Below are 20,587 nucleotides of genomic sequence, written 5' to 3' on the forward strand. Positions count from 1 at the left end.
ATTTCTTACAGCGTCCCACAGACAATTAATACAGAAAATCAGGAACGGCCCTATCCATATTTCGTCGTTGACTCTGCCCGATCTCTTCTGATGCCCACGAATAGAATTAGAGCAAGCAAGGACGACTTGAAACTGCACTTGGGGGTGTGACCCGACTGAAAGCCTGTATCGCGTCATGACTTCTTCCTTGAGACTGAAACAAGCGTCAATTATCAAGACTTAAATAATGATTAGAAGATACAGATTGACAGCAAAAACCAGTTCAGTTGGTTTTGCCGATCGCTTATGTCAGGAAACAGAGGGCGGCCGGCTTGAGGCTGCGGGCCAAGGCGTCATTCGCCAGGCGACCGCGAGCGGCGAACAGGACAGGCAGGAGCAAAGAATGGCCGGTTTGGCCGCAGACCGCGCAAGAGCCGTTAACAATGACTCTTGCGCAAAGGGATGGATCAAGCAGGATCGACTACCTGAAGGGCAACACGTTCACGGCAAGGGCACTCGCCCATGTAACGGTGAGCCTCGACGAACTCGGAGAACGGGAAAACCCGGGTCTTGAGCGGCAGCAGCACCCGATCGGCGGTAAGCTGATTGATATCGCGCAATGCGCGCTGCAAGGCTACCTGGTCCTGGACAATCCCCAGCTCCGGCTTACCGGTGAAATTGCCGATGCAGTGCACAAAGAACTGAATATTCTTCTGGAAGGCCGCGCACGCGGGAAATGGCGTCTGGTTGCCACCTTGCAAGCCATACAGCACCAGGCTGCCCCGCGGTGCCAGCACATCACCCAGCAGCGACATCTGTGGACCGCCAAGACCGTCGAACACCACGTCGACGCCACGGTTGTCCGTCAGCTTGTTGATTTGCATCAGCAAGTCCTGTTCTTCGGTGACGATCACCTTTTCAGCACCGAGCGATACCAGGTATTCACGCTCATCCGCTGTTTTGGTCGCCGCGATCACCCTGACACCCAAAGCCTTGCCCAACTGCACGAATGATGGGCCGGCGCAATGGCTGGCGTCGGTGACCAGGGCAAATTGCCCAGGCTTGACCCGCGCCAGGTCCATGTAGGCGAAATAGGCGATCAACAGCGGCGTGTAGTGCACGGCGGCCTCGATCGGGCTGAGCACGTCGGGATAGCGGGTCAGCGCGGTGCGTGGCAGCACGATGACCTCGCCATACACCGGATAATCGTTCGGGCTCTCTGCGGGGAAGCTGGCGACCTTGTCACCCACCGCCAGATCGTCGACCCCGTCGCCGACGGCGGTGACCACGCCGGCCATTTCATGGCCAAGCCCTGACGGCAGGCGCGCCTGGGACGACGCCAGGTTCTGGCGCCACAGGGTGTCATACCAACTGATGCCGATCGCTTCAACGCGGACCTGCACCTCTCCCGGCGCAGGAACAGCCGCCGCATGCTCTTCGCATTTGAGCACCTCGGCACCGCCAAACTTGTGAAAACGGATCGTGCGGGACATCGCAAACCTCGTCAAAGTAACCTCTAATGCCATGAACTCTATCCGGGCTTTGTACCCAAGACCATCAGTGGCTATTAATAGTCGACATGCCTGTCATTGATTCCGCAGCAAGAATACCGAACCACTCCTGTAGGACTCATCCCCAAGAAAATGCATTTATCCGATGCAGAGCACCAGCCTTTCCCCGTAAGATTCATGCCGGCCATTGTTCTCATATGGCCGTCCACGTCAAGCTTGCCGAATCTGCCAGGACCCCAGATGAATCGTAATGACCTGCGTCGTGTCGACCTGAACCTGTTGATCGTGTTCGAAACATTGATGCATGAACGCAGTGTGACCCGCGCCGCCGAGAAATTGTTCCTCGGCCAGCCGGCCATCAGTGCCGCGCTGTCACGCCTGCGCAGCCTGTTCGACGACCCCTTGTTCGTCCGCACCGGGCGCAGCATGGAGCCAACGGCCCGCGCCGTGGAAATCTTCGCCCTGCTCTCTCCGGCCCTGGATTCGATCTCCACGGCAGTCAGCCGGGCGGCAGAATTCGACCCCGCCACCAGCACCTCGGTGTTTCGCATCGGCCTGTCGGACGACGCCGAGTTCGCCCTGCTGCCCATGCTGCTCAAGCGCCTGCGGGCCGAAGCGCCGGGCATCGTGCTGGTGGTGCGCCGGGTCAATTACATCCTGATGCCGGGCTTGCTGGCCTCCGGTGAAATCTCCATCGGCGTCAGCTACACCGAAGACCTACCGGCCAACGCCAAGCGCAAGGTCTTGCGGCGAAGCATGCCCAAGGTGCTGCGAGCCGACACCGCGCCGGGAAAACTGACCGTGGACGAATTCTGCGCGCGTCCCCATGCCCTGGTGTCCTTTGCCGGGGACCTGAGTGGGTTTATCGACGAAGAGCTGGAAAAACTCGACCGCAAGCGTCATGTGGTGCTGGCGGTGCCACAATTCAACGGATTGAGTACGCTGTTAGCCGGCACCGATATCATCGCCATCGTGCCCGACTACACCGCCGACGCCCTGACCGCCGCCGGCGGCGTACGCGCCGAAGACCCACCCATACCGGTGCGCAGCTTCGAACTGCACATGGCCTGGCGTGGCTCTCAGGACAACGACCCTGGAGAGCGATGGTTGCGGTCGCGGATTCAGATGTTCTTTGGGGACCCCGATAGCCTGTAATGGAATTCCACTAAATTCCATAAAACTGTTTTATAACAACAAGTTATTGGTTACTTAAGTCCATAGCCGTCTGTCTAAATCCAATGGATTCCACGACTCATGGGGGCATAATTGGGGGCAAATTTCGGTTCCTTAAAAAGGATGCCCCCACCGATGCCCCCAGATAATGCGGTTGTTTTCAAACGAAAACTCAGCGATGCCTTGATCCGCTCACTGACCGAACCTGGCAAACACGCCGATGGCGAAGTTCCTGGCCTCTACTTGGAGGTGAGGGCGTCGAGTAAGGTCGGCAAATCCCCTTCCAAGGTTTGGCGATTGAAGTATCGGCTGCATGGGAAGGAAAACCGCTTCTCCATCGGTGCTTACCCCGACATTAGCCTCAAGGAGGCACGCGACATTGCCCGCGGCGCACGCCGCGACGTGGCTAACCACACCGCTCCGCTCAAGGCCAAGACCGCCAAGATCGAGGCACAGTTGCTCAATGAAGAGCGCACTTTCGCTTACGTGGCCGAGCAATGGTTGGCATTCAAGTCTGCCGAACTGGTGACAAAATCCATCTCGGGCTTTACCGGAGCGCTGAACAACCACATCTTGCCCGCCATTGGCAAAAAACCGATCAGCGAGATCAAGTTGGAGCACATCACTACGATCATCACTGAGTTGCGCCGCCAGCGCACCATGGCCATGGCCCGGCGCGTGCGCACCATCATACGTGCCGTTCTGGGCTTTGCCGAAGGTCGCGGCTGGGTGGAGCGCAACGTGGCACTCAGCAACATTGAGGAGTTGAAGATTCGCCACATCGTGACCAGCAACCCTGCGATCGAAAGGCCATCCGACTTGGGCAGGTTTCTTCTACGCCTTGATGACTGCAACGACGGCAGCGTTGCCACCGCAATGCGCCTGCTGGTCATGTTGCCGGTCCGCCCAGGCGAACTGGTGCAGATGCGCTGGGAAGACGTCGACTTGGTGGGCGCCGATTGGCGTTATGTGGTGAGCAAGACCAAGCATCTGGACAAGAGCAAACACATCGTGCCGTTGCCTGAACAAGCCTTGGTTCTGTTACGCGAGCTACATAAAACCCGCGTGGTGGATGAAGAAGGCAAAGGCTGGGTGTTCGTCTCGCCGGTCTATCCGGGACGTCCCATAAACCCGACCTCCATGCTCAAGTCCTTTCAGCGTATTTGGCCGGAGTACAACATCACTGCTCACGGCTTTCGCGCGACCTACCGGACCATAGCCCACGAGCATTTGGGTATAGATCCTATCGTGCTTGAACTGTCTTTATCTCACCGAATGCCGGGTGCGCTCGGGGCAGTGTATGCAAGGGCTCAATTGCTGGCGCAACGCCGAGAGGCTGCCCAACAATGGGCAAACTACCTAGATCAGTTGCGTCAAAACGCGGCGCGAATAACCACAGATTGACGATACAGCGAATACAAATCAGGAGATTGGAGCGGGAAACGGTCTTCAAAATCGAGAGGGCTTTCCATTATGGCATGGCGTCCAGTCGATCACATCGTCGGCCAGGCAGGCCGCGAACAGGAAGCCTGTGGATCGCTGCGCTCTCAGAGCGTCGAAGGGCTTACTTGCGCATCAGTCATGTCAAACAGAGGGACCATTAAGCAAGCCGTATCAATCGCGTATGCGGCCCTTCCGCCAACATAGGCAGAGCGCCACTAGAAACCCGCCTGCTGACATCAGTGCAGCACAGAGAAATATCGCAGCATAGCCAAAACCTGAGGCAACCAGGCCCATCACCGGGCCGGCGATCCCCACTGCAATATCAAAAAATATTGAAAGGGCACTGAGCGCCGAGTTACGGTTCGCGGCCGGAGTGCTCGCCAATGTCTCCACGCCTAGCCCCGGATAGACCCATGACACCCCTATCCCGGTCAACGCCCCGCCGGCAATGGCCAGCGCAGGAGACGGCGCCAGCCATATCAGCAGCATGCCCAAGGTCTGTACAAGCAGGCACCCACCCACCACCTTGTACCCTCTGAATCGCTGCAGTATTCCCGGCGACGACAATCGGGCAACGATAAAACCTGCCCCGAAGCCACTTAGACAGTAGGCGGCGTGATCCCAGCCCAGACTGTCGAAGTACAGTGCGACGAACGCCGTCAGCCCGCCAAACCCCACCGAACTGCAAACCAGGACCAGGCCATTTGGCAAGACGGCGAACAGGACTCGATAAAATGCCAGACGGGCGCCTGTCACTAATGGAGCTGACCGCTTGCCCAGAGCCAAAAGCAGGAACATCAGGCCAAGCAACACGGTGCTCAACCCCACACTGGCGATACCCAACGAATTGTGCAGCAGCACACCCAGTGGCGCGCCAACAGCCGTGCCGCCGTAAGCCGCTATTCCGTTCCACGACATGACCTGTGCTGCCCGAGGGGCACCGCATAACCCGATGGCCCAGGTGCAGCAGGGCGTGGAAATCATGGCTGTGGACGCCCCCAACACCAACCTCCCCAGCAGTAATAGTGTCAGGGTCAACCAGGGTTGGGTGTGCAGGAAAATGGCGAGCGCAGTCAGGGTGCCGCTCAACATCAAGCCACTGAACCCACACACCACCGCGTATTTGGCACCCAGGCGATCGGCCACGCCACCAGCCAAGGGGCGGGTCAGGAGCGTCGCCAGGTACTGCGAGCTGATCACCACACCCGCGAAAACCGAGGGCAGGCCCAGGTCATTGAGGACGTAGCCCGGCAACACAGCAAGCGGCAAGCCACTGCATACGTACGAGATAAAGTTGAAGCTGATAATGGACAGAATCATCCAATGGCTACGGGTCGCCTTGTCGCTGCCATGGCTCAAAACACCGATATCACCCATCATTGATCACTTGATTGCATAGCAGCCCACGGCGACGATGTACCCGTTCACCCGCTGCAGAAAAGTCCTCTTGTATTCGTTCTGCCCGGTCATAGGGTTGCGCCACAGATAGGCGATCTCCCCTGTTTCATGGGCGCTCATCTGCTTGAGAATATCCTCGCCAATAGGCTTGCCGTCGGTTGAGCGCAATGACTTGAAGTCGGTGCCGATCAACCGGGGCGAAAAACCGTGAGCGACAAACCGCTGGGTTTTCAGGTCCACCACAAAGGCATAAAGATCATCCCGGGTGAGCTGCTTATCGTGCTGATTAATGAGGCTGAAGGTGGTTTTAGCGTCGTTGGCAACTTGCCCCGAGATTTGGCGCAGCAGTTGTTGTGCCTGTTCCGGGCTCGACCGTGGCATGTAGTAACCCACGGAGATCACCCGATCCTGCACACGCTGATAGAACACCCGTTTGCGCTCGACCTTGGCGTGTTGCCAGTTCCACCAGCGGTATTCGGCGCTATGCACAACGCCGTCATCTGGCTGTGAAATGGCTTGCTGGAATACAGCTTTGAGGTCGTCGTCCAGGAAGCTGACCACCGGTTTGCCGACCAGTGAAACTGAAGGCCCGCCGCTCGCAAGCATTACACCGGAGGTATCTACCACGTAGATGTACAGCTCACCATCGACATAGGCCCCCTGCCGGCTGAACTCGGCTAACGCTGTGTCGCCCTTGGCTTTGTACTCGGCGACAGCTTTTGCCAGCAAGGCTTTGGCACGCTGGGTGTCGGCACCATAGGCATCCGCTGGGGCTTGCTGAGCAACGCCGACTAGAGAGACAAAACACAGGCAAAGCGCAGCGAATGCTCGATAAAGGCCCACTGTCGTTTCCTTTGGTGATCTTTCTGTTTTCACGATGGACTGAGGCCCCCCTTGGGACTGTGTGGTGATGCATTCCGTGATGGTTAATTCAGTCACCCAGGCGAAGATCCACCGTCAAATTATCGATGAGTCGCGTTTTACCGATGCGCGCCGCCACCAGGATCACAAAATGAGTATCAGTGCTTGTCACAGGATTTAAATTCTGGGCATTCCTGACCTCAAAGTACTCCAGCTGAAAACCGGCGTCGCTTATACGTCGACGACATTCCATCAACTGGCCCTCAGCCACCCGACCCTCAACCTGGATAGACGCCGCCATTTGTTGCAGGCATGCATAAAGCACTGGAGCAATGGCACGCTCTCTATCGGTCAGATAACCGTTGCGGGAAGATAACGCCAACCCATCCGGGGCTCGAATGGTCGGAGCAGCGACAATGTCGACTGTCATATTGAGATCCCTGGCCATTGAACGAATGACCGCCAACTGCTGATAGTCCTTCTCCCCGAAAACCGCGACGTTCGGCTGAACGATATTCAGCAATTTGACAACGACCGTAGCCATGCCATCGAAGTGTCCTGGGCGCGCTGCACCGCACAAACCTTCGGAGACGTTCGGCACACTAACAATGGCCTGGTTAAGCATTCCTTCGGGATAGATCTGTTCGACAGCCGGGACAAATAGCGCATCACAGCCAGCGTCGACCAGTTTCTCTCGATCCGCCTCCGGCGTCCGAGGATAGCCGGCCAGATCCTCACTCGCCCCGAACTGGAGTGGATTGACGAAGATACTCGCGACCACATAATCAGCCCGCTGCCTGGCCCAATGAACCAGGGCTATATGACCCTCATGTAAATTGCCCATGGTTGCCACCAGAGCGACTTTCTTGTTTTCACTGCGCGCGCGGGTTACCAACGCGCGAAGTGCACTCACTGTGTCGACCGTCTGCACGCCTAAGCCTCTTTGGCCAACTGTGTATTTATCGCGTCAAGCAACCGAGGGTCATCCGCCGTAACGTCCGGAGCGAAACGCGCAACCACCGCGCCGTGGCGGTCGATCAAAAATTTCTCGAAATTCCACAGCACGTCCGTGGTGTTGGCCGACTCGATGCCATATCCCTTCAACCGCTCACGGAACGGACCGTCACCGATGGCTTCAGGTTGCGAGCCAGTCAGTTGAGTGTAGAGAGGGTGCTGATCCGCGCCGACCACCGAGATTTTCGAGAACAACGGAAAGTGGACGTCATAGTTGACCGAACAGAACTCGACGATTTCCGCGTCGCTCCCCGGCTCCTGTTCTCTGAAGTTATTGGCCGGGAAACCCAACACCTCAAACCCCTGGTCTTTTTTACTTTGGTACAGCTTTTCAAACCCCTCGTATTGCGGGGTCAGGCCGCATTTTGAAGCGACGTTGACCACCAGCAGAACTTTTCCCTGATAGTCGCCCAGGCGGCTGGCACTGCCATCGTTTTTTTTCAAAGGAATGTCATAAAGGGAGTTATTCATCTGATTGCCTCCTGCGGCAGTACTTCAAAGGGTACGGCCGATAATTTCTTTCATGATTTCCGAGGTGCCGCCGTAGATCCGAGCAACGCGAGCATCTACCCAGGCACGGCTGATCTTGTATTCGCTCATGAAGCCATAACCACCGTGCAATTGCAGGAACTCGTCGAGCAGCTTGCCCTGCATTTCCGACCCCAGTAGCTTGGCCATCGCGGCGATTTCAGGCGTCAACTCACCGCGCATCACCTTGGTCAGGCAGTCGTCAACGAACACCCGCAACATGGTGGCCTGGGCCTTGGCTTCAGCGAGTTTGAAACGGGTGTTCTGGAAGTCGAGCACCGGTTTGCCGAAGACCTTGCGCTCACGGGTATAACCAATGGTTTCCTCCAGCAGCGTGTCGATCGATTGCGCGGCACGGATCGCGATAATCAGGCGCTCCCAGGCCAGTTGATGGGTCAGGTATTTGAACCCCATGCCCTCCTCGCCCAAACGATTGCCGACAGGCACCCGGACTTCATCAAAAAACAGTTCGGCGGTGTCTTGCCCTTTCAGGCCGATCTTTTCCAGCAGGCGTCCCTTGGCGAAGCCGGCACGGTCTTCTTCGACGCAGATCAAGGTCAACTCTTTGGCCGCGGGGTCAATCTTGGTGGCAGTGACCACCAGGCCAGCATTCCCACCGTTGGTGATAAAGGTCTTCTGGCCACTGACAATGTAGTCGTCACCGTCGCGCCGCGCCGAGGTGCGCATGGCCCTCAGGTCACTGCCGATCCCCGGTTCGCTCATGGCGATCACGCCAATCAATTCACCACTGACCATACGCGGCAGCCATTGCTGCTTCTGCTCTTCGCTGCCGTAGGCCACGATGTAAGGCGTTACGATTTCCGAGTGGGTGGTGAAACCCACGGCAGTGGCGTTGGCTCGCGCCAGCTCTTCGATCATCACCGCCGAATGACCGAAGTCACCTCCGGGGCCGCCATATTCTTCTGGCACCGTGGAGCACAGCAATCCGTTCTCGCCGGCCTTGAGCCAAACCTCCTTGGGAACGATGCCGTTCTTTTCCCACTCATGCAGGTAAGGCACGATTTCGCGGTCGACGAAGCGGCGGGCCTGATCACGGAACATGTTGTGGTCTTCTCGAAATACGCCACGCATTTTGCTTACTCCAGCTCGATTCTTGTTGTGGGCAATGGGTGATCAGCGGTCCTGATAATCGGGATCGCGCTTGTCGACAAAAGCCGCCACCGCCTCTTGATGGTCTTCGGTGTGATGCGCCAGCGCCTGATACGCCGCGGACAATTCCAGCAGCGAATCCAGGCGCATATGTTGGCCTTCACGTAGCAGGCGCTTGCACAGGCGCAACGCATGCCCCGGATTACTGGCGATTCGTCGCGCCAGCGCCTGAGCTTCCGTCTGGAGCGTTTCGTGCGTGCAGACTTGCTCCACCAGGCCCCATTCCAGCGCCTTTGCGGCATCGATGGCATCGCCGCTAAACGCCATGAGACTGGCTTTGGGAATGCCGATGATGCGCGGCAACAGCCAGGCACCGCCGTCCCCGGGAACAATGCCCAGGCGCACGAAACTCTCGGCGAAGATCGCCTTGGGCGCCGCCAGGCGGATGTCGCACATGCACGCCAGATCGAGACCCGCGCCAATCGCCGGGCCGTTTACCGCCGCGATGACTGGAATATCCAGCTCGTAAATCGCCAGGGGAATGCGTTGAATGCCATCGCGGTAGGTATTGCGCAACTCATAGGGCGAACCGGCGAAGATACCGCCACGCTCGTGCATATCCTTGACGTTACCGCCGGCACAGAACGCGCTGCCATTGCCCGTGAGCACCATCACCCGCGCCGACTTGTCGCGCCGCAGTTCCGCACACAGGTCGACAAACTCCTGAATCTGCTCGGGCGTCGTCAGCGCATTGCGGGTATCGGGATGGTTCATGCGCACAGTGACGATGCCGTCCTCGCGCTCGATCTGAAGAAAGTTGCTCATGCCGGGTTACTCGCAGGACAGATTAAGGATTGCTGGCCGTGGCTGGTCAGCAACGGCCAGTATCCATCGCTGCCTCCCTGGCATATTTGAGCGCCGAAACGTTGACTCCAAACGCTGGCCGATCCGAATTCGCTGCGCCACGCCCACAACCGCCGCGTGAGCAAATGCAGGGGGTACTCCTCGGTAAACCCGATAGCCCCATGCACGGAATGCGCAATGCCGGCGCCAACACTGGCCGCTTCTGCCGTGCTGATTTTCGCGGCAGCAATGGTCAGCGCGGCCAGGCCCCAACGGGACTCTGCAAAGGCGGCCTCGGCGGCAATGCCGGCGGCAGCAGCCTGTTCGGCGAATACCGCCAATTGCTGTTGAATGGCCTGGAACGAACCAATGGCCTTCCCGAATTGTTTGCGTTCGCCGGCGTAGTTGGCGGTCATGTCCAATAGCGCGTGCAAAGCCCCGGCGGTCTGCGCCGCACGCAGCATCGCACCGCCCAGTTCCAGGACATCGGCGTCGAGCCCGGCGGGTAGCGGCGCTTGCGCCAGTACCTGGGCACTGGTGAACCCCAGGTCATCCCGTGGCTCGCCCGCCACATTCAAGCTCGGCGTGAGTTCGCTGGCAGCACTGCGCTCAAGCAACACCACATGTGGGACACCGGTTACGCTATTGGCAATCGCTACCAGCGCTTCGACATTGCGCCCCCAAGGGACCGAATAGGCAGCGCCATGAACGCGCTCGCCATCGAGCACCAGATCAGCGCTGGCCGCCATGCTCAGGGCGCCTGCCCTGCCCTCCAGGCCGGCCTTGCTCAGTAGCCAGTTGGCGAGCAGGGCCTCACCCAATGGCGCGGGCACCGAAAAGCGCCCGGCGGCACGGACCAGCACATACATATCGGCCCAACTGGCTTCAGCACCTCCCAGCGCTTCGGTGACACCCGCCTGGGTAAAGCCCGACTCGTCCAGCGCGGCCCATAATTCGGCCGGCCATTCGCCGCCTTCACAACCCATCACATAAGCCGGCGTCGCCACATCGGCAAACAGGCGTTCAATCGTCGTTTCAAATATCTCGCGCATTATCGCAACCCCAACCCGCGGGCAATGATGCCGCGTAGAATTTCGCGCGTGCCCCCGCGCAGTGAGAATGAGGGCGCCATCTGAGTCAGGTAGGCCAGCACCCGTGCATGTTCGCTGCCGCCGTCTTGCCGTGGTTCGGTTTCCAGTAACAGCTGGGCAACCTCGGGAATTTCCTGCTCAAAGGCATTGCCCAAGTCCTTCACGCAGGAAGCCGCCCAGGCCGGATGCTCACCCGCTGCCAGCTGTGCCGTGACCGACAACGACATATTGCGCAGTGTCAGCAACTTGGCCGAAAGCCGCCCGATCTCCCGCGCCTGTAGCGCATTGGGTGTCTTGCCCACCGCGTCAATCAGCGTTTTCAACAAGGCCATGCAACTGAGGAACCGCTCAGGGCCGCTGCGCTCGAAGGCCAGTTCAGCGGTGACCTGGTCCCACCCTTTGCCTTCAGTGCCGATCAAGGCGTCGGCGGGCAGCCGCACATTGTCGAAAAACACTTCGTTGAAGTGCTCGCCACCGGCCAGGTCGCGAATCGGTCGGATGGTGATGCCGGGCAGGCTCAGATCGACGATGAATTGCGACATGCCCTCATGCCTGGCGGCCTGTTTCTCACCGGTACGCACCAGGGCAATCATGTAGTGCGAATGGTGGGCGTTGGTGGTCCAGACCTTCTGACCATTGACCAGCCAATCATCACCCTCACGCACCGCAGTGCTTTTGATCGACGCCAGGTCCGAGCCGGAATTGGGCTCGCTCATGCCAATGCAGAAGTAGCTTTCACCCCGGCAAATGGCCGGCAGGTAATGCTGTTTTTGCTGCTCGGTGCCGAAACGATTGATCAGCGGCCCGCTTTGCCGGTCGGCGATCCAATGAGCTGATACCGGCGCACCGGCAGCCAGCAACTCTTCGATAATCACATAGCGGGCAAACGGGCTCGCCTGTGCACCGCCGTAGGCGTTGGGCAAGGCCATGCCGACCCAGCCCCTGGCGCCGAGTTTCTTGCTGAACTCGGCGTCGAACCCCATCCAGGACCGCGCACTCAGGGTGGGAGGATAATCGGCCAGCGTATCGTGAATGAACGCTCGCACCTCTGGGCGAAGCGCTTCCGCCTCGGGAGGAATACTGCTGTAGGAAAATTGACTGATGGCCATATGCGCTCTCTCACGCTCAACACAGGCGCAATCGCTTCGAACGAAGCGACCACAGAACGGCAACCGCTCCACAGCCGCCATTGGCCGGCGACTGTGGGAGCAGCGACAACTTACAACGCGGTTTGCGCGTCAGCCTGGGCGAACATCGCATTGATGTCGCCGGAGGTGACCGGCTTGTTGTCATGGCGACCATGATCGGCGCCGCCCAGGCCCAGGGCAGGCTCGATGCTGACGTGCGTGGCCTGAGCCCGCAGCGCGCCGACCGTGCAGTTTTCCCGGCCATGGATGGAGAACGGATCGAAGGAAAACTCACGCATGGCATTCAAGTGAGTGACCTTGTCGATCATCTCCTTGGGCAGGTGCTGCAACCCTTCCCAGGCGGTTTCCGGCGAGTTTGGCCAGGTGCAGTCGGAGTGCGGGTAATCGCTTTCCCAGGTGACCATCTCGGCGTTCAAGTAATCGAGGTTCTTCAGGCCGAAATTATCTTCGATGAAGCACGTGATGAAGTGCTTGTTGAAAATGTCGCTGGGCATTTTTCCGTCGAAGTTGGAATTGGTCCAGGCGTTGTGATGACGGTGGGTGAAGTCAGCCCGCTCCAGCAGGTAAGGAATCCAGCCGATGCCGCCTTCGGAAAGCGCCATGCGCAGGTCCGGGAATTTTTTCCACATGGGCGCCCAGATCCAGTCGGCGGCGGAGTTGGCGATGGAAATCGGCATGGAGGTAATCCAGGCATCGATGGGGGACAAATCCGATGCGTGGTTGGCTTTTACGCCGGTACCGATGTGACAGCAGATCACCACCTTGTTATCGCTGCAGGCCTTCCACAACGGGTCCCAGTAATCGCTGTGAATCGACGGGTAACCGTGAATGGCCGGGTTATCCGACAGCGATAGCGCGTGCACCCCCTGTTTGGCCAGGCGCTCAACCTCGGCGGCAGCGGCCTTCATGTCCCACCACGGCACGATCATCAGCGGGATGAAACGACCTGGCGCTGCATTGCACCAGTCATGCAAATGCCAGTCGTTGTAAGCCTGGATGGCCGCCATCGACACGTCACGGTCAGCGTGCACCTGGAAACGTTGCCCGGCAAAACCCGGGAAGGTAGGAAAGCACAATGAACCGAGCACGCCGTTGGCGTTCATATCGTCGACGCGGTCCTTGATACTCCAGGTGCCACGACGCATCTGCTCGTAGCCCAGCGGCTCCATGCCGTATTCCTCTTTGGGTCGGCCGACCACGGAGTTGAGGCCCATGTAGCCAGTGGCCTGCTCCTCGAACACCCAAACATCGCGATCGCCTTTCTTGATCACATGCGGCTCGCGCCCCTTGAAACGGGCAGGCATGTGACGAGCAAAGGCATTTGGCGGCTCGATCGCGTGGTCATCGACACTGACGAGAATCAGATCTTCAACTTTCATTGTTTTCCCCTTCGCATTCGGGCTTGTTGTTGTGCCTGAATCATAGTGCACATCTTGATTTAATTAAACACATTTTTTATTTGTGTTCATATTAAATCAGACCCAAGCGCCCATCAGTCCCACTGCACATGCAGGTAGTGCGGGCCGCGCAGCTGCGCGCCGACGATTTGCGGGCCGGGTTTGCTCGGGTCGAGGCGAATGTTGGGCATGAGGTCGAGGATGGCATTCAGCGCACAGTTGATCTCGGTTTTGGCAACGAACTGACCGATACACATGTGCGGACCGAAGCCGAAGCCGAACGAGGGTTTGGGTTTTCGGTCGATGTCGAATTGATCGGCATTTTCGAACGCCTCTTCATCGCGGTTGGCGGAAGTGACAATGCATTGCACCATCGCCCCCTTAGGGATGGGCACGCCACGAATCTCCAGGTCTTTAGCGGCCTGACGCACCTTGAAAGTAGCCACCGGTTCAAAGCGCACCGCTTCATCGATGGCCTTGTTCACGAGGCTGCGGTCATTGCGCACCCGCTCCAGTACGTCCGGATTTTGCAGAAGCAAGGACATCAAGGTGCCGAAGGTTCGGGTTGTGGTTTCACTGGCAGCCGGAAGCAGCGAACGCACAAAGGTGGCAATCTCATGATCGTCCAGGGAGCGTCCCTGGTATTCGGCGTTAATCAGCCGGCTGATCAGATCATCGCCCGATGCCCCGCTTGCGCGACGCTCGGCCACGACTACTTTCACCACATCATACAAGGACTGCGCCGCTTGCATGGCGGCGCCCCGGGCAGCCGCGGCTTTTTCCGGGTCGACTTGCGGACCCGCCAGAATGGCCAGGGCCCAGGCAGCGTATTGCTCGATCTGCTCGGGACGGTCCTCGGGGAAGCCGATCAACGAGTAAATTACCCGGATGGGGAAATACAGCGCGAAATCCATCAGGTCCGCGCCTTTGGCCTGCACCATCGGCTTGAGGTATTCCTCGCGAATCACCCGGTCGATCTTGGTTTCTTTCCAGCGATTCACCGTCTCCGGCATGAAGACCGGCTGCAACAGGTTACGGATGTTCTTGTGGGCATCCCCGTCCATTGCCGTGAGGATCAAGCCATCGAAAAACGCACCCAGCCCTTCCGCGATGAAACCACTCGTGAAGGTGCCGGCGTCACGCATGACAGCCATGACATCGTCGTACTTGAACAATGTGAAGGTCGGTCGACTGGCATCCAGCCCGGCAATCGAGGGCACGCCCAGCCGGGCCATGAAATTGTCTTGCAGCACCGGCGAGTTGGCGCGCATGTCGCGGTAGACCGCGTGCAAGTCGATATCGCTGGTGCCGCGATAATTACTGGCTACGTCAGTAAAAACCTTGACCAGGTCACTCTGTGCGGGTGTGGACATGATCGTCTCCGTAATTTTTGTCATTATTTTTCAAGAAAGCTCGCTTAAGGCCATACTTTACGGCCAATCATAGGCCTTGCCCGAACACTATTGGACACTTATTAAAAAATAGATCATATATACCTCGACATCGAAGGTATCAATAGGCCTGCTGCACCAGGGTCATACGACCTCCAGCCAACATCAGCGCGCAATACAGCCCAAGCTCTACCACTTGGGCCGTGGAGAAGAAGTCCCCAAGCTGGAGGAAATCGGTGTCGTCAATTGCCAGGTAGTCGCCGGCAAACAACTCGGCATAACGCAGCGCAGCGCGCTCGGCTGGCGTGAAGGACGCGCTGTCCGTTGCCATGCACGCAATATCTTCCTCAGTGACCGCATCGGACTTACGCGCCAGTTGGCAGGCCTTGCAGGTGGTGATGCTGGCAATCTTCAGCCGCACCAGCTCGCGCAAGCGCTCATCGAGCACACTGTCGTTGTGCAAGCTCTCCATCAAGCCCAGCCAAGCCAGCGCTACCGCCGGTCGATGCGCCCAGACCTGAACCGGCGTCGTGGAACTGAGCATGCGGCTGTACCGACCACGCTCGACTGCGTCCTGCAACGCAACCGGCATGGCCTCCAGCGAAACCAGCGGTAGGCGCGCCATCTCAATCGAGCCGTTCGATGATGGTCGCCGTGCCCATGCCGCCAGCGCAGCAAATGGCTTGCAGGCCAAAACGACCACCACGGCGTTCGAGCTCGTTCAACAAAGTCGTCATCAATCGCGCACCGCTGGCACCCAACGGATGACCGAGGGCGATGGCGCCACCGTTGACGTTCAACTTATCGTGAGGCACACCGGTTTCCCGCATCCACGCCAGCGGCACGGAGGCAAACGCCTCATTGACTTCGAACAGGTCGATGTCGTTGATGCTCAGCCCGGCCTTGCTCAATACCTTCCAGGTGGCATCGATGGGGCCTGTGAGCATCAACGTCGGATCGGAACCGACCGTGGTGAAGGCCACAACCCGCGCGCGCGCCCTGAGCCCGAGTTTTTTCGCGGTTTCGGCACTCATCAACAATAAAGCCGCAGCACCATCGGAGATCTGCGACGAGTTGCCAGCCGTAATGCGTCCAGTGTCCGGACGAAAACTGGTCTTAAGCGTCGACAGCTTTTCCCGCGACGTGTCACGACGAATGGTTTCATCCTGACGCAACACAGCGGCCGGCGCCGCCAGCACCCGCTCAGACAACTCCTCGACCGCAACCGGCACGATTTCATGATCGAAATAACCGGCATCGGACGCCGAGGCGGCGCGCTGATGACTGGCGAACGCAAAATCATCCAGGGCATCACGGCTGAGCCCCCATTTGTCGGCGATACGCTCGGCTGCCTCGCCTTGACCAGTCAGTTCATAACGCTGCGCCACCATCCAGCCAAACGCCTCGCCGTGAATTTCGCGATTGCTGCCCATGGGCACGCGGCTCATGTTTTCCGCGCCCCCCGCCACCACGACATCAGCGGCGCCAGCAGCAATAGCGCCAGCAGCCACATGCACCGCCACTTCACCCGAACCACATTTGCGGTCGATGGTCAGCCCCGGAACAGTCACTGGCCATCCGGCACCGAGCAAGGCTGTGCGGGCGATGTTGGCGGACTGCTCACCGATTTGCGTGACGCAACCGAAGATCACATCATCGACCAGATTCGGCGACACATCGACCCGCTCCAGCAAGCGGTTGAGCACCAGCGACCCAAGATGATCGGCGCGCACGCTGGCAAGGCCGCCACGGAACTTGCCGATTGGCGTACGTACGGCATCAACGATGACGATGTCTTTCATAGCGCGCTCGCCTTGAGCCCCGAACCCGGAACTTGTTTACCCTCTTCATAGCGGTAGACCCCCTGCCCCGACTTGCGACCCAGCCGCCCGGCGGCAACCATTTTGATGATCAGCGGGCAAGGCCGGAATTTTTCGCCCAGGGTCTGGTGCAAATAGCGCAGCACCGACAACCGCGTATCCCAACCAGTCAGGTCACCCAGCTCCAATGGTCCCATCGGATGGTTGAAGCCCAGGCGCAACGCCGTGTCGATGTCTTCGGCGGTCGCCGTACCCTCCTGGAGCATCCACATCGCCTCGTTACCCAAGAGCGCAGACATGCGGCTGGTGGTCAGTCCTGGCGATTCATTGACGACGATAGAGGTTTTGCCGATCTGCTCACACAGGGTGCGCGTACGCGCCACGACTTCATCGCGAGTGGCCAACCCTCGCACCAGCTCCACCAGCTTCATCTTGTGCACGGGGTTGAAGAAGTGCATGCCGATCACGCGATCCGAACAGTCCACCGACGCAGCAATTTCGGTCACGCTGAGGGCCGAAGTATTGGTCGCGATAATCGCGTCCGGTGCCAGCAGTGGCGCCGCCTGAGCGATAACGGTTTTCTTCACCGCCAACTGCTCGGACACCGTCTCCACCAACCAATTTGCGCCACTCGCGGCTTCGCTCAGGTCGCTGCAGGTCAGCAGGTTGGCCAGGGACTGCTGGGCTTTTTCGTCACTGACTTTGCCCAGGCGCACACCATCGGCAAGGATCTTTTCGATGCTCGCCCTGGCATTTGTCAATGAGGCGGCATTGGTATCGACCAGCAACGTGTTGAACCCGGAGCTGGCGAACGCATGTGCAATACCGGTACCCATCAAGCCAGCACCGACGACGACTACTTTTTCTTTATTGGCGTTCATGTTTGGCTCTCGATTAGGCGCAGTTCTTTTTACTGACCACATTGCGCAACGTGCCAATGCCCTCGACGCTGGCTTCGACCACGTCGCCTTCCTTGAGGAACACACCGGTGCCCATCCCCACCCCCGCTGGCGAACCGGTGAATAGCACGTCGCCACCGGCGAAACTCGAACGCTGCTGCACGAAGCGGATCAGTTGACCGACATCCCAGGTCATTTCCGCTGTCGATCCGTCCTGACGTACTTCACCGTTCACCTTCAAGGTCAGGCGCAGCCGCGGCGAACCTTCCGGGAACTCGTCCTTGGTGACGATCCAGGGCCCGAGGCCGGTGGTCTGGTCCTGGCTTTTCGCCGCGAACAGGTCCATGCCAATCCCCGCAGGCCCGCTGCGTTGCAGGTCTCGGGCACTGACGTCGTTGCCGACCGTGTAACCGAGCACGCAAGCCAGCGGGTTTTCCAGGTCGATCTCATCGGTGCCAATGACCGCGACCAACTCGACTTCGTGATCGAGCTCCTCAGTCAACGGAGGAAAGCGGATAGGGTCATTGGCGCCAATCAACGCGCCATAGGCCTTGAGGAATGCAACCGGCTGCGCCGGCGCCTGCAAGCCGAACTCCACCAGATGCTTGGCGTAATTGGCTCCCGCCACCACCACTCGGTTGACAGGCTCAATAGGCGGCAGCAAACGTACTTTGGAGAGCGGCAACGAGGGCCCGGCGAAACGTACCGAACTGATACCGCGCCCGGCCGCCACCGCGGGTGCCCAGTCTTTGAACTCTCCGCAAATGGGTGTCACCTGATTCTGAGCGACATCAACCACCGCCCAAAAAACCCCAGTATCAAAATACTCACAACGCGCCAGTTTCATCAGGCACCTACCTTGCCCAACTTGGCGGGATCCAAGTGCAGCAGGCGGCATGCGTTTTCATAGCGAATCTTGCGCAGGTCCGCGTCGGACAACTTCAAACCATGGGTCAGGTCGTGACGCACGGCATCGCTGCCGCCGAAGTTGCTGCCGTACAGCACGTGGTCTGCCCCAATGATATCGACCAGAGCCTGGCGCATCGGCACTTCATGCAGCTCGACGTCGAAGTAGAAGTTCTTCATGTACTCGAGCAGCGGCTTTTTGTTGTATTTGACGTCGAGGTTTTCGTTGGTCTTGGCCAGGCGACCGAGCTGGTACGGGACATAACCACCTCCATGGGTGATGTACACCTTCAAATCGGGAAAACGATCCAGCACACCGCCGCAAATCAGGTTCCAGAAACAGCGGCTTTCGTCGTACTGCATGCCTACGATGGCAGTGGTTTCGTAACGGTCATCATTGGCGTTCTTACCCCACGTGACCGACTGGTTGTAGCCGTGGATGAACATCGGCAGATCCAGGTCGCAGAGGGTTCTCCATACCACGTCGAGCTCCGGCGAATCGAACTCCAGGCCGCCGAAGTTGGCCCCTCCAGCGACCAAGCCCTTGGCGCCCAGCTCGGTGCAGGCGTAGCGCAATTCAGCCGCCGCCGCTTCGGGAGCATTGAGCGGTACATGGGCCCAGAACATCAGGCGATCAGGGGCGGCGGAGCAGTATTGCGCCAGCGTCTCATTGACGGTGCGGGCGAACGGTACGGCAAATTCGGCTTCGGTCCAGTACATGTAGCAATGGGATGGGACAGAAACCACCTGCAAATTCTGTCCCGCGGCATCCATGCCGGCCAGACGCGTTTTCGGGTCAGCCCAGCGAGCAAAATACTCCTCAAGCTTGGGACCGTTGCCCGAGCGCACGGCCGCCTTACGCTCGGGCGACCCAAGCCCGAGAATCCAATCACCTACACGCAGCTTGATATCGCCGTCGGCATGTTGTTCGAAGAACGGCCCCCAGTGAGGGTGCTGGTTGTAATAGCCAGGGTGTGGTGCGTGGGCGTGTAGATCGATAAGCATGTCTGGTACCTCGAGGTTGGCACTTTTTGTTGGTTTATTAGCGCGGCGCCTTCACATGGACAGGATCGACCCGTCACGAAAAGGCTTACTACCAGGACCAGAGCTTAAATTTAAATTGAGCAGAAATCAAAATACTGTTCAATTTATTTTGAAAAATCGCCAGGAAGCCTGACGCAGGGCCTTCGACCTAAGTCTTGAAACGCATCGAGGGATTGGAAAGCACGAGCCAAGCTCGAAAAATGAGGAGTGCAGCGGCGAAAAAACTAGCGCCCGGAAACGCGAAGCCCTCGATATGCGAGGGCTTTAGTCAAGCGATGGGTGATTTGTCGAAGGTCAGCGGCGGGTACGGGATGTGGAACCCATGATCAGCGCACCCAGCAGTTTTTTCATCCGCACCGGGAACAAGCGTCGCCCCGCGGCTTCCGGCACCAGGATTTCGCTCAACACATAACGAATGATCATTTCGCAGATCAACTCACGGTCAAGACGTACCCCCAGGCGCTCGTCCCAATCGTCGAAAACAATGCCCAAGCCATCCTGAAAACGCACGATCGAATCGTGGAAAATCCGCCGGAAAAAACCCAACGCATAATCAGGGGCAACCACCAGAAGGCGCCGCGCCCGACTTTGCTCAAGGTAATTGTCGAGATAAGCGAACAGCGCATTCAGACGCGCTTCGGGATCACTGATATGCCCCAGCTCCTGGGACAGCGAGCTGTGGAAACTTTCGCGTTTGTGCCGCGAAAAAGTGTCCAGCAGATCTTCTTGGGAGGCGAAATAGCGGTAGAAGGTCCCCCGCGAAACACCCGCGACCTGACACACATCCAGGATCGAAATACGATCGGCACCGGACATCAACACCACTTCTTCAGTGGCCTTGAGGATATTGGCGATTGTCTCTTCCGAACGTCGGTTCGGCTTCACCTTGATCCCTGCCCCTCCATTGGCAGCGATACGTCGCTCGACCGGTTTAACCTGGCTCGCCCCTGTATCAGGCAACGCCTTTTTCTTCGTTCTGGAGGCCGGCGTAGGCGCTTCTGTTTTCAGGGATGCGGCTTTTGGCATGGATC

General features: G+C 58.5%; 19 protein-coding genes. 2 read left to right on the forward strand and 17 right to left on the reverse strand.

The window, feature by feature from the left end; genetic code table 11:
• Nucleotides 1–446 precede the first annotated feature (446 nt).
• Nucleotides 447–1,472 carry a zinc-dependent alcohol dehydrogenase family protein gene (locus JZ00_RS04605; protein WP_039588603.1) on the reverse strand — a complete coding sequence of 342 codons (1,026 nt, stop codon included), beginning with the start codon at nucleotides 1,470–1,472 and terminating at the stop codon, nucleotides 447–449.
• Between the two features lie 258 nt (nucleotides 1,473–1,730).
• On the opposite strand from JZ00_RS04605, the gene JZ00_RS04610 reads away from it, so the two are divergent.
• Entirely contained in the window at nucleotides 1,731–2,645 is a 915-nt protein-coding gene (locus JZ00_RS04610) for a LysR family transcriptional regulator (protein ID WP_039588604.1), read from the forward strand.
• Nucleotides 2,646–2,798: 153 nt separating this feature from the next.
• Nucleotides 2,799–4,067, forward strand: a complete 1,269-nt coding sequence (locus tag JZ00_RS04615; protein WP_039588605.1) for a tyrosine-type recombinase/integrase — start codon at nucleotides 2,799–2,801, stop codon at nucleotides 4,065–4,067.
• A gap of 210 nt (nucleotides 4,068–4,277) precedes the next feature.
• Here JZ00_RS04615 and JZ00_RS04620 read toward each other — a convergent pair whose 3' ends face one another.
• From JZ00_RS04620 to JZ00_RS04695, 16 genes are all read right to left on the reverse strand, one after another.
• On the reverse strand, nucleotides 4,278–5,483 hold the full coding sequence (locus JZ00_RS04620; RefSeq protein ID WP_039588606.1) for an MFS transporter: 1,206 nt from the start codon (nucleotides 5,481–5,483) through the stop codon (nucleotides 4,278–4,280).
• Between the two features lie 6 nt (nucleotides 5,484–5,489).
• Nucleotides 5,490–6,347, reverse strand: a complete 858-nt coding sequence (locus JZ00_RS04625; RefSeq protein ID WP_014338838.1) for a cache domain-containing protein — start codon at nucleotides 6,345–6,347, stop codon at nucleotides 5,490–5,492.
• An 88-nt stretch (nucleotides 6,348–6,435) separates the two neighbouring features.
• Entirely contained in the window at nucleotides 6,436–7,296 is an 861-nt protein-coding gene (gene panC / locus JZ00_RS04630) for a pantoate--beta-alanine ligase (RefSeq protein WP_014338837.1), read from the reverse strand.
• Between the two features lie 2 nt (nucleotides 7,297–7,298).
• Nucleotides 7,299–7,850, reverse strand: coding sequence for a glutathione peroxidase (locus JZ00_RS04635; RefSeq protein ID WP_039588608.1), 552 nt, complete (start codon nucleotides 7,848–7,850; stop codon nucleotides 7,299–7,301).
• 24 nt (nucleotides 7,851–7,874) lie between these two features.
• The gene (locus JZ00_RS04640) at nucleotides 7,875–8,999 is read right to left on the reverse strand and encodes an acyl-CoA dehydrogenase family protein (protein ID WP_014338835.1); all 1,125 of its coding nucleotides are present in this window, start codon (nucleotides 8,997–8,999) and stop codon (nucleotides 7,875–7,877) included.
• Between the two features lie 42 nt (nucleotides 9,000–9,041).
• A complete protein-coding gene (locus JZ00_RS04645; protein WP_039588609.1) occupies nucleotides 9,042–9,842 on the reverse strand; it encodes a crotonase/enoyl-CoA hydratase family protein in 801 nt (266 codons plus the stop codon).
• Entirely contained in the window at nucleotides 9,839–10,912 is a 1,074-nt protein-coding gene (locus JZ00_RS04650) for an acyl-CoA dehydrogenase family protein (RefSeq protein WP_014338833.1), read from the reverse strand. The genes JZ00_RS04645 and JZ00_RS04650 overlap by 4 nt, the downstream gene beginning before the upstream one ends.
• Complete coding sequence (locus JZ00_RS04655; RefSeq protein ID WP_034114487.1) at nucleotides 10,912–12,060, reverse strand: acyl-CoA dehydrogenase family protein; 1,149 nt, start codon at nucleotides 12,058–12,060, stop codon at nucleotides 10,912–10,914. Before JZ00_RS04655 ends, JZ00_RS04650 begins: the two co-directional genes overlap by 1 nt.
• 110 nt (nucleotides 12,061–12,170) lie before the next feature.
• Nucleotides 12,171–13,478, reverse strand: a complete 1,308-nt coding sequence (locus JZ00_RS04660; protein WP_014338831.1) for an amidohydrolase family protein — start codon at nucleotides 13,476–13,478, stop codon at nucleotides 12,171–12,173.
• 113 nt (nucleotides 13,479–13,591) lie between these two features.
• Complete coding sequence (locus tag JZ00_RS04665; protein ID WP_014338830.1) at nucleotides 13,592–14,869, reverse strand: cytochrome P450; 1,278 nt, start codon at nucleotides 14,867–14,869, stop codon at nucleotides 13,592–13,594.
• Between the two features lie 139 nt (nucleotides 14,870–15,008).
• Nucleotides 15,009–15,512, reverse strand: a complete 504-nt coding sequence (locus tag JZ00_RS04670) for a carboxymuconolactone decarboxylase family protein (RefSeq protein ID WP_014338829.1) — start codon at nucleotides 15,510–15,512, stop codon at nucleotides 15,009–15,011.
• A gap of 1 nt (nucleotide 15,513) precedes the next feature.
• On the reverse strand, nucleotides 15,514–16,689 hold the full coding sequence (locus JZ00_RS04675) for a thiolase family protein (RefSeq protein WP_014338828.1): 1,176 nt from the start codon (nucleotides 16,687–16,689) through the stop codon (nucleotides 15,514–15,516).
• Nucleotides 16,686–17,588 (reverse strand): 3-hydroxyacyl-CoA dehydrogenase, encoded by a 903-nt coding sequence (locus JZ00_RS04680; protein WP_014338827.1) that lies wholly within the window; start codon nucleotides 17,586–17,588, stop codon nucleotides 16,686–16,688. The genes JZ00_RS04675 and JZ00_RS04680 overlap by 4 nt, the downstream gene beginning before the upstream one ends.
• 13 nt (nucleotides 17,589–17,601) lie before the next feature.
• On the reverse strand, nucleotides 17,602–18,453 hold the full coding sequence (locus JZ00_RS04685; protein ID WP_034114489.1) for a fumarylacetoacetate hydrolase family protein: 852 nt from the start codon (nucleotides 18,451–18,453) through the stop codon (nucleotides 17,602–17,604).
• The gene (locus JZ00_RS04690; RefSeq protein ID WP_034114491.1) at nucleotides 18,453–19,517 is read right to left on the reverse strand and encodes an amidohydrolase family protein; all 1,065 of its coding nucleotides are present in this window, start codon (nucleotides 19,515–19,517) and stop codon (nucleotides 18,453–18,455) included. Before JZ00_RS04690 ends, JZ00_RS04685 begins: the two co-directional genes overlap by 1 nt.
• A gap of 333 nt (nucleotides 19,518–19,850) precedes the next feature.
• Nucleotides 19,851–20,582, reverse strand: a complete 732-nt coding sequence (locus tag JZ00_RS04695) for a TetR/AcrR family transcriptional regulator (RefSeq protein WP_014338824.1) — start codon at nucleotides 20,580–20,582, stop codon at nucleotides 19,851–19,853.
• Nucleotides 20,583–20,587 lie beyond the last annotated feature (5 nt).

Source organism: Pseudomonas frederiksbergensis, assembly GCF_000802155.2.
Taxonomy (GTDB): domain Bacteria; phylum Pseudomonadota; class Gammaproteobacteria; order Pseudomonadales; family Pseudomonadaceae; genus Aquipseudomonas; species Aquipseudomonas frederiksbergensis_A.